Origin of the sequence: Gracilimonas amylolytica, from assembly GCF_002911695.1 — a bacterium.
Lineage (GTDB): Bacteria > Bacteroidota > Rhodothermia > Balneolales > Balneolaceae > Gracilimonas > Gracilimonas amylolytica.
Genome location: NZ_PQBS01000040.1, coordinates 95,415 through 110,343, shown reverse-complemented (window position 1 = coordinate 110,343; position 14,929 = coordinate 95,415). Strand labels below are relative to the sequence as shown.

13 protein-coding genes are annotated in these 14,929 nt (G+C 41.2%); 5 read left to right on the top strand and 8 right to left on the bottom strand.

Annotated elements, in window-relative coordinates; genetic code table 11:
• From C3B73_RS12730 to C3B73_RS12695, 8 genes are read right to left on the bottom strand one after another with little or no spacing between them, the layout of a single operon-like run.
• Entirely contained in the window at positions 1-1,362 is a 1,362-nt protein-coding gene (locus tag C3B73_RS12730) for a GNAT family N-acetyltransferase (RefSeq protein ID WP_103665990.1), read from the bottom strand.
• Positions 1,359-2,618: a glycosyltransferase family 4 protein gene (locus tag C3B73_RS12725; RefSeq protein WP_103665989.1), complete on the bottom strand. Its 1,260-nt coding sequence runs from the start codon at positions 2,616-2,618 to the stop codon at positions 1,359-1,361. Before C3B73_RS12725 ends, C3B73_RS12730 begins: the two co-directional genes overlap by 4 nt.
• Complete coding sequence (locus C3B73_RS12720; protein WP_103665988.1) at positions 2,615-4,129, bottom strand: flippase; 1,515 nt, start codon at positions 4,127-4,129, stop codon at positions 2,615-2,617. The genes C3B73_RS12725 and C3B73_RS12720 overlap by 4 nt, the downstream gene beginning before the upstream one ends.
• A complete protein-coding gene (locus C3B73_RS12715) occupies positions 4,129-4,911 on the bottom strand; it encodes a WecB/TagA/CpsF family glycosyltransferase (RefSeq protein ID WP_157939510.1) in 783 nt (260 codons plus the stop codon). Before C3B73_RS12715 ends, C3B73_RS12720 begins: the two co-directional genes overlap by 1 nt.
• Positions 4,892-6,460, bottom strand: a complete 1,569-nt coding sequence (locus C3B73_RS12710) for an O-antigen ligase family protein (RefSeq protein ID WP_103665986.1) — start codon at positions 6,458-6,460, stop codon at positions 4,892-4,894. The genes C3B73_RS12715 and C3B73_RS12710 overlap by 20 nt, the downstream gene beginning before the upstream one ends.
• Positions 6,461-6,463: 3 nt before the next feature.
• Complete coding sequence (locus tag C3B73_RS12705; RefSeq protein WP_103665985.1) at positions 6,464-6,646, bottom strand: hypothetical protein; 183 nt, start codon at positions 6,644-6,646, stop codon at positions 6,464-6,466.
• Entirely contained in the window at positions 6,643-7,365 is a 723-nt protein-coding gene (locus C3B73_RS12700) for a tyrosine-protein kinase family protein (RefSeq protein ID WP_103665984.1), read from the bottom strand. The genes C3B73_RS12705 and C3B73_RS12700 overlap by 4 nt, the downstream gene beginning before the upstream one ends.
• A 2-nt stretch (positions 7,366-7,367) precedes the next feature.
• Complete coding sequence (locus C3B73_RS12695) at positions 7,368-8,708, bottom strand: GumC family protein (protein ID WP_157939509.1); 1,341 nt, start codon at positions 8,706-8,708, stop codon at positions 7,368-7,370.
• A 400-nt stretch (positions 8,709-9,108) separates the two neighbouring features.
• On the opposite strand from C3B73_RS12695, the gene C3B73_RS12690 reads away from it, so the two are divergent.
• Genes C3B73_RS12690 through C3B73_RS12670 form a run of 5 tightly spaced genes read left to right on the top strand, consistent with a single transcriptional unit; the run spans position 9,109 to position 14,907 of the window.
• On the top strand, positions 9,109-9,828 hold the full coding sequence (locus C3B73_RS12690) for a polysaccharide biosynthesis/export family protein (protein WP_103665982.1): 720 nt from the start codon (positions 9,109-9,111) through the stop codon (positions 9,826-9,828).
• A gap of 19 nt (positions 9,829-9,847) precedes the next feature.
• Complete coding sequence (locus C3B73_RS12685; RefSeq protein WP_157939508.1) at positions 9,848-10,813, top strand: PorV/PorQ family protein; 966 nt, start codon at positions 9,848-9,850, stop codon at positions 10,811-10,813.
• A gap of 8 nt (positions 10,814-10,821) precedes the next feature.
• Positions 10,822-11,745 carry an AAA-type ATPase lid domain-containing protein gene (locus tag C3B73_RS12680; protein WP_103665980.1) on the top strand — a complete coding sequence of 308 codons (924 nt, stop codon included), beginning with the start codon at positions 10,822-10,824 and terminating at the stop codon, positions 11,743-11,745.
• 8 nt (positions 11,746-11,753) lie between these two features.
• Positions 11,754-13,691 (top strand): hypothetical protein, encoded by a 1,938-nt coding sequence (locus tag C3B73_RS12675; protein ID WP_103665979.1) that lies wholly within the window; start codon positions 11,754-11,756, stop codon positions 13,689-13,691.
• Position 13,692: 1 nt separating this feature from the next.
• A complete protein-coding gene (locus C3B73_RS12670) occupies positions 13,693-14,907 on the top strand; it encodes a glycoside hydrolase family 18 protein (RefSeq protein WP_157939507.1) in 1,215 nt (404 codons plus the stop codon).
• Positions 14,908-14,929 lie beyond the last annotated feature (22 nt).

The following is a 14,929-nucleotide window of genomic DNA, read 5'->3' as shown; positions in this document are numbered from 1 at the left end:
TTAATCGTCTTGGTACTTGTATTTCAACATTTCGTATCTAACCCTTGGGTATTCCACCAGGGCTTTTAGACTGTTGTGCAAGTTCTTTTGAACCTGAAAAAGCGTGGCTTCTTTAAGGACGGTAAAGGTGAGCAGAGAAACGGCGTCCGTAAGTATCGTAAGTAACTTATTTCTCTCTTCTTTAAAGGAGACCTTCCAGCTCCAGTTTTTATGAACATCAGAGGTAAGGTCAAATTTATAGGCCTCATCACCCCGTAATAATTCTACCGAACGGCCATCATTTTCGAAGGCATCCTTGATCATATGTGTAAGCAGGCCGATACCGGGTCGGTATTTACTGGAAGGTGCATCATAATCGAAACTCGTAAGGTAGTCGTAATATCTGCCTTTAAATTTAAAGGCCAGCCTTGTGGCACAGTGACCTTTTTTATCTTTTGCGATCTTGAACCAAAGTTGCCCCTTCTTCTGAGCTGCCTGAGCAAATTCTTTGATGAAATGCTCAAAACGAGTGTCGAAAAAAGCACCGGGATATCCCAGGTCGTTCCACCGGCTTTGATGCATCTGGATAAGAATATTGATCTCATTGTCGACCTCCGCAGGCTTTGAGACCTCACTTACCTCATAACCATCTTTTTTTGTTTCAGCCTTCAATGAGGTTCTGAGTTTTCTTCGTGAACTTGAACTCAGTTCCATCAGGTACTCATCAAAATCGTTATTTAAATGGATAGTAGGACATACATCTGTTTCCTTGATAGTTGATGTAAGTCTTTCATTAGTGTCCAGAAATGGGAACAGTTTTCTTTTTACAAAACTACGATCGTTAATGTGCTCGAAGTTCAGGTGATCGATCCGGTTATCCTTTGCCAGTTGTTCGATGGCTTCAAAAAGCGGTTCAACTACTTCGTCTTCAAAATCAACATCACACAGAATATCCAAAAAATCACTTCTCCCATACGTATCACGATAACCCCAGCTTCCATATATCGAGGCTCCATCTCCCATTAGTCGTAATCTTTTTTGTAAGCTGAAATTGAATACCCTTGTTTCCCCGATATACAGGGGTGCGATACAAATGACCCGATCGTTTTTTCTGAGTACCACTATGGATAGAGTACGGTATGCGTTTTCACCAAAATGTTTCCACCATCCAAAGATCCAGTTAAAGCTTGAGTAGATGGTTCCCTCCGACTTTTCCAAAAGGTCGTCCCATTCGGGTTCGAGTTTTTTGAAGGAGCTTAAGTCTTTAATTATTTCTGCATTGATAGTATCAACTTTAGTGCCCCGTGGTTGTGCAGGTTGTAGAACTTCCAATGATGTATCGGAAATAGGTTGTGAATTATTATACACGCTTGAGTCTCTCATTCTGTTGGTTGTACTATTTTATTAGAATTCATTGTGTATGGATCTATGTTATTGCCTGTTTTATTCCGGTCCTGATCAACTAATGTTTGAAAAGCTGTTTCCATTTTTTCCCCTATGGCGTTCCACTCATAGTGATTGTGTATCAGTTCATACCCGTTTTCAGAAAGCCGCTTCGATTCTTTTTTGTCATGAAGGAGTTTGATCACACTTTCAGCAAAACTTTGGGCATCGTCTGTAATGATCGCATGCGTATCATGAACGACATCAATACCTTCACATCCTATACTGGTAGTTACCACAGGTTTTTTCATGGATAAAGCTTCCAGAACTTTTAAGCGGGTTCCCCCACCCATTCTGAGAGGTACGATATAAACGGCAGAACGATGTACATATGGGCGAACATCATCCACAAATCCGGTTACAATGATATTATCCGAAGCTTTTTCAAGAATACTTTGAGGTGGATTCTTGCCAACCACATACACCTTAACATCCGGTATTTGTTTTTGGATCAATGGAAGGACAGATTCAATGAAATACAGCATCCCATCACTGTTTGGGACATATCCCATCATTCCGGTAAATACCAGGGTGTTTGGTTCAGTGGGTTGATCTGAAGGAGCAAAAAATTCAGTATCAACTCCGTTTGGAATTACATGGATCGGCATGTCCGGTAAGTGTCCCTGAAATATACTTTTGTCTCTTTCACTTGTGGTGAAGACGGCATCCTGACGTGAGGCAAGTTCCACTTCTTCTGTGTAGAACTTTTCGTATTCGCGTTTGTAGAAATACTTTCTTGGAAGTGACTTCTCCAGCTTATACATGCGGTAGAAGTTGTCATATTCAACATTGTGTGCATCCATGATCCGTTTGGCGTCTGACCGGAATTCGAATTGGCAAAGTGGAGGAAATTCTACTTGTATCAGGTCGAAATCTGTTTGGTCTGTTAGCTTGTTTAGCAGTGCCTGCATTTCGTTTGAGTAAGTATTTCGATACCAGTTACTGTGTTTGGAAAAGAGGGATAGAGCCTGTAGAATTCTTTTATTGCTCCCGCTTTTGGGGTGATGGATGAAATGCATCTTATTTTTAATTCCCGGAAAATCTTTTTCCATGGCTTCCACAGTCCCTTCGTTAACATAACCGGCCACAGTCAGATCGTGATGCTTGTAGTTATGTTTAAGCAAATGATAGACACGCAGGGCACCGCCAAAAGTAGGTGGAGCAGGTATGTATGGAATAACTTGTAGGATTTTCATGCTGTGGTCTCAGATTTTCTTAAAATTTTATTTTTGAGCTTTGAGAATTGAAATTGCTCTAATACAAAGGCTCTCTCCCGGGGCTCTAAAACACCGGTGTGTAAAATTGAAAACAGGTAAGTAACGGCGGCAAAAATTGCTGATATGATCCAGGGTAAACCACTTAACTGGCCGACCCACATGACAAACAGCATCAGTGCCAGTGACAATACAATATTCACAGTGTAAGAGAATTGAAGTGATCTCAGGTACTCTCTTGGAAGCAGGAACAGGGCAAATCCAAGAATGTATGCTTCTGTTCCAAAAGTACTGATGGCCGCTCCGATTCCTCCGTTTCCATAGTTTGCCTGGGCGTAAGGAATAAAAATGAGGTTCAACACTATATTGATGAAGATGGCAGATAAGCCAACCCAGGCCCAGGTCTTTTGTTTATCAGCCGCCAGAATGGTGCTTCCAAGAATGAAATCTATGTAAACAAGAGGAATACTGATCGCAAATATCTGAAGGATGATGACTGAAGGTGTATACCCTTCGAGTCCAAAGAATAACCCAACGATATTCTCACTGTAAAAGAGAATACCTAACGCTACCGGGAAGGCCATGATGGCCATGAATTTGATACTCTTTTGGAAGGTGACCATCATTTCATTTTTACTGTCCACCCAAAGCCTTGAGAAAATTGGGAAAACCACCGTTGTAAAGATGCTTGGGAAAACCATTACAATATCGAAAAAGCGATAAGAGGCCCCATACCATCCAACCACGCTGTCGTCAGTGATCAGAGAAAGCATGACGGCATCTACACGGTAGTAAATGATGGAAAACAAAGACCACAGGAAATACGGAATGCTGACCTGTAGCATCACTTTTGTTTCTGACCATTGAAATTTCGGAAATCGATCAAGGATCCGGTTAGAGAACAGGACCATGACGATAAGATTTATTAAGGCACCACCGGCCATTATGATGGCTACCATGATGGGGCCGTATCCTAAAAGCAAGGCACTTACCACCAAAGCGGATACAAAAATACGGTCAGCAATGGCCCCCAGTGAGGGGTATTCCATGCGTTCATGCCCCTGGAATCCACTGACCAAAACTCGCTTTGCGCCTTCCCATAGTTTAGAGAAACCAAGAATGATAATGAGCAACTGAGTAACCGGTGGATATCCCGCGATGTATGAAAATACAATGAGAATGGTCATAGCGAAGATCCAGATAATAAATCGAGTTACCCCAAAATTGGACAGTATCTGAGCTGTTCTTGACTTGGTTCTTGAAACCTCTTTGGGAATCAGGTAGCTCCCACCAAAATCGATCAGCACTTCGATCATTGCTGAGATGGAAAGTGCCAGAAACAGTTTTCCGTAATTCTCACTGCCCAGATATTTAGGTAAAAACATGAGCAACACGAAGCTGGCAGACCAGGTTATGATCTGAGCGCCAAACATCACGGTGGTGTTTTTGGCGATAGACTTGTTGATCTCACTATATGTGTTTTCAGTTTTCATTAACTAATTCTCTTCGGTAAAAAGTGGGCAAGTATGATGAGTGGAAGAAATATGGGTATCTCTACAAAAATGCGTTTCCATTTACTGGATGGGTCGTTGAAGAATCGGTAAAGCCATTCCAGTCCTGATCTCCGCATCCATAAAGGGGCACGCGGGAATTCACCTGACAGAAAATCGAACAATCCACCTACGGCAAAACCGATCCGTGCTTTTAGTTTTTCCTTATTTCTCCAGATCCAGTCTTCCTGTATGGGTGAGCCCATACCCACTAATAAAATGTCGGCTTTAGATCGGTTGATGTCTTTAATGATGCCAGCCTCATCCTCAGTATTGAAATATCCATGATGGAAACCGGCGATTTTAAGGGATGGAAATTGTTGTTCGATATTTGATATCGTCCGGTTCAGTACCGACTCTCTGGCGCCTAACAGGTAAACACTTTTTCCAGAGGTTTCTGCAAGCTTCAAGACTTTTGGAGTGAAGTCGGTACCATTTAGATTTTCGACGACCGGTTCACCCAATAATTTACCGGCCCAGTGTAACCCGCTGCCATCAGCCAGGGTTAGGGCAGAGTAATTCAATTGCTCCATGAGCGAATGATGCTGCAAAGCGAGAAAAATGCTGTGCACATTCACAAAGTAAACAGGAGCTATGTTTCCGGTTTCAGGCTTTTCATCTAAAATATTCTGAATGTTTGCCAGTGCAGTGTCTGAAGTGTGTTTATCAATTCTGACTCCTAAGAAATAACTTGATTCAACCCCTTTATACATCTTCGTCCTCATTGTTTGATTGTTCGGTTTCATGTTGTTCTTCCTCTTCTTTGTTTGCAATAGCTATTAGTGTGGGCAGTAACCCCATGAGCGTACCTAGATAGATCATGTTTCGATAGTAGGTGAGCTGCAGATCGAAGTAGGAAACCACCATTTGATTGATCACGGCGATGGTGATCATGGCACAAACAGCTTTAGCAAATGGATCTTTGAGCCGGTGCAGTGTGCTGGCGCCCTTAAAGGCGAATGCGTTAAAGAAGATCCAAAACATGAGGAATCCTACAGATCCTGTTTTTACCAGGTACCAGAAAATCTCATTGTGTGGAATGTAGTCCCGAAGTGGAAATGAGATGTTCGCCAGTTTTAATGGCATATCGTATTTATTCCCGAAACCAATGCCTAAAACGGGACTTCTTTGTACGGTAACGGCCAGGTTGTAGTCCTCAAAATCCCGATACAGGTTTGAGTAATAGTCCTGCGTATTGGTTTCCTTATCCGGTTCAACAATACCGCTTTTGATGAGATTAACAGGTCCGGAAAAGCTCGTGTTTGGATAATTCCAGAAAACACCTACGTACACGAGCAGCAAGAGTAAATAGGGAATGCTACGTTTGATCAGGAACCGCTGCTCGAGCATTGGTAGCAGAACAAAAAAGGCGGCAATAGAAATGATCAGACCTGCGTAAGCGGCCCGGCGCAAACCAACATAAAATCCGAATGCCAGGGGAATACATAACAGCAGTAACCACCATTTTTGTTTACCCTTCACCCCAAATACAAAGCAACCAAGAGCGAGTATGAAGATGGTGGATGTGAAGACAGGATCTTCATGATTGGTCAGGGTTTCAAAACCGGCGGTTGAAAAGCCGAGGATCATATATCGGTGAATGGCTTGCAGTGCCTTTAGGGTAATGGCTGCTACACTGATCCATAGTAAGATGTTGATCTGCTTCTTGGTCTGAATGATCTGTGGAACAAACAGGAAAAGAAAACAGAGATAAAACAGGGCTCGTACTTCCCAGAGTGCCACTAAAAATTCTCCGGTTCTGATGCCACTTACAAACGCATAGTTGAAAGTGATTAAAAACAGGGAAAAAGACCCCCAGACCGGAATCGGCTGAAATTTGTACTCTTTTTTGATCGGAAGGGTGAAGAACCACACCAGTGCCATCAGGATAAAGTGCAGCTCAATGGGATTGAATACACCGGCAGAAGAATAAGGGAGGTAACGATTCTCTTTTAAATTTTTGAAGTAGTCGGTTGTATAGGTAAATGGTTCGAAACCGGGTATCCCAAACTGGTCAAAGAACAGTACCAGAAATATGAGCACATAAAAACTATACTCAACCTTATAAATGGTGACCAGAACAAGGGCAAAGATCAAAAAGGTGAAAAAAGCAGCAGCTACGCTTCCTTCAGTCAGCATAAGCATGCCAAACACCAACAAGAACCCAAAGATTGGAATAAGCACAGCCGGGGCATTATTTCTGTTGAGACCTAACGGTTCAAAGAAAAGTGACCTGCCGGGATTAAGGGTTAATATGTTTCGGATGGTATCCATGAATTAATAAAATCTGTCCGGTGTATCAGGCATTTCCATTGTAAACATGCCGAAAACGACCCATAGGGTGATCATAAGCGAAAAGAAAAACACCCAGAAAATGGTTTGAACCGAGCGTTTTCTGAAAAACCGTGCACTGAAAAGCACACAAAAATGAAAAGCTATGATTCCCAGCAGGATGGTCATGATTGCGGCTCCATGCGGTTAAAGACAAATCCGGTGATCTGATCTTCATTGATATGGCGGAAGATCTCTTTCATATCAGATTGCTTTGTAGTTTTTGAATCAACTACTGTGATAAGGCCATCCACTTCGTTGGCGAACAGAACAGGGAATTCAGTGATGGGCAGAATGGGAGACATATCCACCACGATGAAATCAAACTGCTCCTCAAGGGTGCAAATGAGATCACGGATAGCAAGGATGTCACTTAATCCAAGTGAATAATCATTCACATCACCGATAGGTAATAAGTAAAGCTGATCGTGCATCGATTGCGTCAGCTGAATTTCACGGTTTTTTAAGGTATGTGTAAGTCCGGGATTTGGATCGATGTCAAAGATCTTATGTATAGAGGGATTCTTGATATTCAGATCCACGAGCACTGTTTTCTTTTTATAACCCACAGCAAATGATGTAGCGAGATTAGCCGCAATGTGTGTTTTACCTTCTCCACTTCGGGCACTCGTTACACCGAGCGATAAATTCATCTTCTTATACTCCTGAGGAAGTTTGGAGTAATTGAAACTGTTATAGTACTTCTGATGAACTACCTTTGGATCGATGAAATTTGAACGGGTCTCTGATACCACGATCGGCATCAGGCTTTGATCCGGCTTCCAGATCGAATTGTTTGATTTACTGGGTAGCTGTTCTACTCTTAATTCTTCTTTGATCTGATCCATAATTAGTATGATTTACCGTCTGATATAAATGCGATTATCGGTTTGTTATAAGTCATTACATCTACCTCACTTCTGATGGTATTATCCAGTACTTCGGCTACCACAACTGTAAATGCGGCTACAAATAAGCCGACGAACAGGCTGCCAATAATGATGAGTAACCTGTTTGGTGAGGATGGTTTCTCAGGAAAAAATGGAGGGTCGATGACCACAAACTGATCGGCAGCCTTGCGACCAAGGTCCCTGGTGGTCTTAGCTTGTTCAAGTTTTACCTTCATCTCGTCATACAGTTTTCTGTAAATACCGTAGTCACTTTCGGTACCCTCATCCATTCTCTGAGCCACTACTGTTTCCTCTATATTGGCGAGTATCAATTCCCGCTGTTCGGTAAGGTCCTGTATCTTGAGTTTCTTCAGGTCTATCTCTGTCTGAACCGCAGGAGGCATTCTGGAGCTCAGGTCTTTGATCTGATTGAGTAATCGTTTGATACTTGGGTGTTCTGCCGTGAACGATTGTTTTTGGGCATCGTATTCCCTCAATACAGATCTTAGTTCGCCTGAGTACGGAAAATTCATCAGGGTTAAGGAGTAAAGATCCTCGATCTGGGCCGGTGAGATACGGGAGATGTTTATATTGTCCAGACTATTCTGGATCCGCTCCATATTGTTGATCTCTTCTTCCAGACCTGCAATTTCCCGGTCAAGATTCTGCATCTGAATGCGCAGGGATGTGTTATCATTAGGTGTGTCTTGAAGGCGCTGTCTGGATATATCAAGAATATTGGATCGCCTGACCTCCACTTCTTTTTCAAGTTCTTCCAGTTTGTCTTCAAAGAAAACAACGGTCTGCTCATTACGCTGATTTTCTAAACTCAGACGTGTTTTTATAAAATGGTTGGCAATGATATCAACACCTTTTTGAGCACGGTAGGGGTCAGAGTCGTAATAGATAATTTCGAATGAATCGGATCCAGTGAAATTCGTATTGATGTTTTTCTTCACTTTCTCGATCAGCTTTTGGCGTTCTACATTATTCTTGATGTCACGATCGAGATTCAGGGAGTCTATGAGTGTTTCCACTGTGGTTCGGCTGAATACGATCTTGTTAAACGATTTCAGGCGATCTTCTGAAGCCATATTGACCGCCATTTCATAAAGGATAAGCGGGTTAAGGGTTTCCTCTTTTTGTACAAGAATAGATGTAGAAGAGTGATACTTGGCAGGTATCAGATAGGCTGCGGTTCCTCCAAGCAGACACATAATAATAGGTATAAGGATCAGCAACCATTTCCTTCTCCTGAGTATGTCTTTTAAGGTGTCTATGACGGTATCAATTTGCCCCATATGTTCGGTTTCGTCGAGTTTAAAAGTTGACCTGTTTTGGTTTGGAATCATTAATTACAATTGCCGTGCCGTTTTAACGAACTCTTCAATTGTTAAGAATTCTTAATATTTGTAATGACTAAAAACGGCTTTTAAAGGGTCTTAGTGGGGTATTTTTCAGGTCTATTGGCAAAATGAAATTAGGGTGAGCGAGTAATGAAAACGGGAGGTAAGTAAAATTTACACACGATAAAATTGGGTGTGTAAAATTTTCCCACCTGTTTCCTATTCTGTACATGAGGAGAAAATTTATTCACCTTTAAAGAGCTTCTAAGGGTGTTTTATAAATTTATTTTTGAGGAAAGTGAGTTGTGGCACATTTATTGAAATAGGTACATCAAAACTTTAAAAAATCGTTTTGATGAATAGAAAAATTACACCAAAGGCGCTTTTACTCACTATTTCAGCTACTATTGTAGTTGGTTTAACCCTGACGGGGTGTGGATCTTCCAGGAATATTTCTGAAGAAAATATTAGCAGCGAAGCAGCCATGTCTATTGAAGGGCAGTCTGCTTACTCACCGAATGAGATCAGCTATGGGGATGAGATCGAAATATTGGTTTGGCAAAATGAGGATTTCAATACCCGAACCACAGTAACAAGTAATGGTACTATCGCTATGCCTTTGATCGGTGAAGTTGTAGTGGCCGGCAAAACAAAAGAGGAGCTTGATCGTGAGTTGACAGAAAGATTATCAAAATATATTGCTGACGAAATAAGACTCACAATTACGTTGGTATCAAAACGAGATAATATAATTTCGGTTTTTGGGGCGGTTTCAAGAGCACAGAATTTTCCGGTAGTAAGTGAGATCTCATTATTTGAATTATTGACCATGGCCGGTGGGCCAACCACGGATGCCGATCTAAGATATGTTAAAGTTTACAGGCGGAATTCAAGTCCACGTTACTCAACTATAGATCTAAATGAGTACCTGGAGCAGGGCTTACTCAATCACGAGATCAAAATAGGACCGGGTGATATCGTATATATACCAAGAGAAGAGAATTTTGTAAGAGAATTTTCCGGATTCCTGAGAGACGCAGTACTTGTATTCGGACTTTTTAGAGCGGTGAATTAGTATGAAAAAAGGTTCTACCATGAAAAGATTCACCTTCTACATTGTCAGCTTCATACTATGTTACGCGACTGCATCGGGGCTGAGTCCGGTTCAGGCTCAGTTTTCTTATGGCAAGTTAGTTGGAACCTTAGATACAGGCCCCCGCGACCTGGCTCTGGCACATGCCACATCCTCTGATATCTCGGTCCTGTCAGAGACATTTGCAAATCCGGCCTCTTTATCTTTCAGAAACAAGACTTCCATCTATCAACAGTCTTATCATTCGTGGACCACGAATATTTATGCTTTAGGGATAGGTGTGAAAAATTTCAAAGTAAACAAGAGTTCTTTCGGGGTTGGATTACAGTACCTATCATCAGGTTTTAATGAGGTCAATCCTTTGGGAGGGATAGATGTTTTACAACCTGAGATAAACAGGATCCAGCTAAATCTTTCCTATTCATACTTATTAGCTCCGGTATTCAGTATAGGAGTTTCAGGGTACGCCTATACTGCCTGGAATGATTTTGTTGCAAGAGAGCACGTAAATGGGAGTGTGGGTGTAATTTATACACCATCGAATAACCTTAGTTATTCATTACAGTTTAAAAATATGGGGTATGGGTTGGGGTACAATCACTTTGGAAATGGAAATACACGGTTAACCGATAAAAACATAGAACAAAGTCTTGAGTACGGAGCCAGTTTATATTTTCCTGAAAGAGGTAAAAGAAAGAAACTCGGTTTGTATGCATCAACAGAAACAAAGATCAATGTACAGGAGATCTACTACCGCTTTGCCGGGGAATTCGTCCTGACGGATAATCTTCTTTTTAGATTGGGCTACCTCAATGGCGCAGAAGATTATTTGTTAGGAGAAAGTGAATCAGGCTTAACATTTGGGTTAGGGTTTAATGTTTCGGGATTAGAGTTCAACTATGCGGTTGCGCCCGGAAATAATTTCTATAACAGAGTTCATCAATTTGGCTTTAGCCTAAAATTATAGGTGAAATTATGAGTGTTTTGATAAACCTGAATCAAACGGAAATACCTCTCAACGAAGTGGAGGTAACTCTGGAGCATCTTGAAAGCAGGCTGATGATAGATATACTGCAAAAGGTCATCACGCTGTCAAAAACGAATTCCAATGTAGTGATTAGTGGCGAAGCCGGTACTGGAAAGGAGTGGATCGCAAAATTGATTTGCCAGTTGGATTGTGAAAACTACAACTACCTGGCCCATCTTTCCTTTGATCATCTAAAGTTAGAAGATCTTCAGGAAAACGTTTTTCAGGAAATGGCATTGGAATTAAACAAGGATGCCGAACCTAACAAAATTGCACTGATTATAGACAATTTCTCGGACCTGGAGCCGATCGGGCAGCTTAACCTGATTTCGAAATTAATAAAGTTCAGGGATCAGAGTGATATAGAGTCAGTCCGTTTCATATTTATTGTTCAAAAGGAATGGTTGAAGGGTGCTTCCAATAATCTTGTCTGGCCGTATATTTGTGAGCTTTTGAACCCCGTTTCTATTCTAATTCCACCCCTTAGAGAGCATCGGGAGGATATCATCCCTTTGGTCGGATTATTTATTGCACAACACCAGAAGTCATTTGATTTCAACGAAACGGGGGAAGCAATACAAATTTCCGATCAGGCATTATACAAGTGCATAAATTATGAATGGCCGGGAAACCTGAGGCAGCTTAAAAATGCCATTACACATGCTTGTTATAGTAAAAAAGGAGAGATAATTCAGCCGGAAGACCTCCCTATTTCAATTGATGTTTCACATTTATATACCGACCAGAATGTAGCTTTTAGAAATCTGAGTTTTCAGAATGCAGAAAGGCAGCTCATCAAAAGAAAATCACACAAAAAGGGAAATTTTGTGGTTGATAACATACACAAAATCATAGGGTATTTGACTAACTAAAGATCATCATGGGTATACAAATCATTCAATTCATATTAGCTTTTTTAGTACCGGTGGTACTGTCTATACTTTTAACCCCGCTTGCAATTAAAGCAGCATATAAAATAGGTGCAGTGGATAAACCGGATGAACGGAAAGTTCATAAAAACATCACTCCTCGTTTGGGAGGGCTGGCCATATTTCTGACACTTGCAATAAGCAGTGTGCTCGCTTTTACCATATTTGACACCGGCCAGGTTGATATTTCAGAACATTATCAAAAAATATTACTGGTCGGAGGTGCTCTCACATTGGTATTTTTACTGGGGGTTTGGGATGATGTAACCCCCCTTAAGCCCGGTTTAAAATTTGGCCTTCAATTTGTTATTGCAACTCTGGTTTACTTAGCGGGAGTGAAAATTTCTTCAGTGATGAACCCGTTGAGTACCTATGCCTTGAATGTGCAATTCATTGATTATCCATTAACAGTTTTGTGGATCATTGGGATCACGAATGCCATTAATCTGATCGATGGACTGGATGGTTTGGCCACGGGAGTATCAACTATAGCATGCGTTTCTATATTTGCCGTGTCTTCTTTGACCGGAGAAATTGGCAACGCTTATATCGCTTTAATTCTGGCAGGTAGTTTAGTGGGTTTTTTAAGGTACAATTTTAACCCTGCCAGAATTTTTTTAGGGGACTCAGGCAGCCTGCTTCTGGGGTTCTTACTGGCAATCTTGTCCATTCAAAGTTCAAATAAAATTTCAACAGGTTTTTCCATCTTTTTTCCAATCATAGTACTTGGGCTGCCTATTACGGATACCCTGATCGCCATGATTAGACGGTTCTTGGGAACCTTTTTGGAAAAAGACACGGCAAAAACGGCCATGCAGGGACGCCTGAAAAAAATGTTTCTCCCGGATAAATCTCACATCCACCATCAACTGTTAGCATATGGGTTTACCCACCGTAATACAGTAATTCTTCTTTACTTTATTTCTGCATTCTTTGCTGTGTCAGCTTTTAGTATTACGGTCATCGACTCTTACAGTAAATCTGTAATAGCCCTGGGAATTACGGTTTTTATCCTGTTATTAGGGGTTAAAAAACTCAGGTATCGTGAAATTGACATTTTTAACAATGGGATATTTCTGCCTTTCTATGAGCGTTTTTGGCTGAACCGAACCAGTCTAAAAGTATTCTTTGATCTGGTTTTTATAATTACAGCCTTCACATTATCGTTGCTCGCCATACAGTGGACCAACAGCAGTGGGTTTAACGCCGCTCAGTTTCAGATAATTTTAGTGGTAGCAGCTATTGCTCAATTCATCACTTTGTGGATGGTTGGAATTTATAACGACTCATACAATTTAATTGGCCTTGGGGATGCGCTTAAGATCACCAAGGCGGTTGCCTATTCTACACTGTCTTTGATCCCGGTTTTCTTCTTTCTTAGTGAGGTCAAGCTGGATTTCTTTGTTCCCTTTCTGATACTGAATTTTTATCTGCTTTTGACCTTTGTTTTAGGTTTCCGGATCTCACACAAAACACTGCGGTATTTATTCTTCCGAACAAGCAAAGCTGAAAATAACGTACTTATTTATGGGGCGAACGCTTCAGGTGAGTTATTACTCGATCAGATCATGGCATTTGAAAGCCCAACCTTTAATGTACTTGGATTCATAGATGAGGATCACCAGAAAGAGGGTACACAGATTAATGGGTTTAAAATATTTGGAGGGCATTGGAAACTTGAGCGGCTGATACGTTCTAAAAAGGTTGATATGATACTTATGGCCGACAGCAGAATTAAACCTGAAGTCATGAAACGGATCAAAAGTCTTTCAGAAAAATACCAACTGCCGATTATGAAGTTTCATTTAGATCTTGAATCTGTAGTTGTGCATGAAAATGCCGTTGAAAACCAACCGGTCTTTGGATCAAAAATTGCAATATCAAACTGATATGGAAAATAGTTCCGTAAAATTTAGTTCAATGGTTTTTCTTGCCGCTGTTGTATTAACGGTGGGGACCTCCTGTTCACTTTTTTTTGAACCTAAAAAAGATATACTAGACTCAGGGGATATATGGGTGTCGGCATATCTGGCTTCATGGAATCATTATGTGGAAGGCACCACCAACGGAAAAACATGGGGGCATCTTGAAACCAATGATATTGACTGGGATGCCTTTACGCATTTATTCTATTTCAATATCTATCCTGATTCAGGAGCTTCATTAACCCCAATCATTGATTATGAGAATGTGAACCCTGATAGAGTACGTTCCATCATTCAGGTGGCTCACCAACATAGTAAACCGGTGCTCATCACTATTGGAGGCTATAATACAAGGGGAAACTTTTTGGAAGCTATTTCAGCGGAAAACAGGCCACAATTTATTGATAACATAACCGGGTTGATCAATGAATGGGGATTTGATGGCGTTGATATAGATATGCAGCCTTTGGAAGCAGAAGATTCGGACAGTATTTATACGTTCATAACGGAGCTTTCCGCAGCCGTTAAAAATATTAGTACACCTTTATTGGATGAAGCTCTTTTGACGGTGGCTACAGTCAATCAACCTAATATCTATGCACGTTTTCAGGATAAAGTTGACCAGATCAATATTGCAACCTACAATATGAGTCGTCCTTTTCAGGGTTGGGTTACCTGGCATAATACCCCCTTGTACAATGGGGGAAATACTTTTCCAATTGCCGGAGAATTACCTTTGCCGTCCATTGAACTGAGGCTAAATGATTATCTAAATGCAGGAATTGAAAGAAAAAAACTAGGTGTCGCGGCAAGTTTTTACGGGTATGAATGGGAAGGGGTTAGTGAGCCACTGGAAGAATGGGAAGCTAATAACGTGCCCACTGTCCCCTGGTATGGAGGAACTCCATATTATGCCTTGAACGAAAAGTATGACCTGTCAAACCCACTTTGGGATAAAGAGGCCCGGGTTCCTTATCTGAGTATTGAAGATCCGGCTACCTTCGTATCATTTGATAACGGAAGATCCATAGAAGAAAAAATAGATTTTATTAGGAGAGAAGGGATAGGGGGACTTCTGATCTGGGAGATATCCGGAGGGTACTTGAGTGAAGAACCGGAAAATAACAGGGATAGATTATTACAGACCGTGAAAACAAAATTGAAAGAATACGGTCAATGATCCCAAGTTCATCATTAAACCA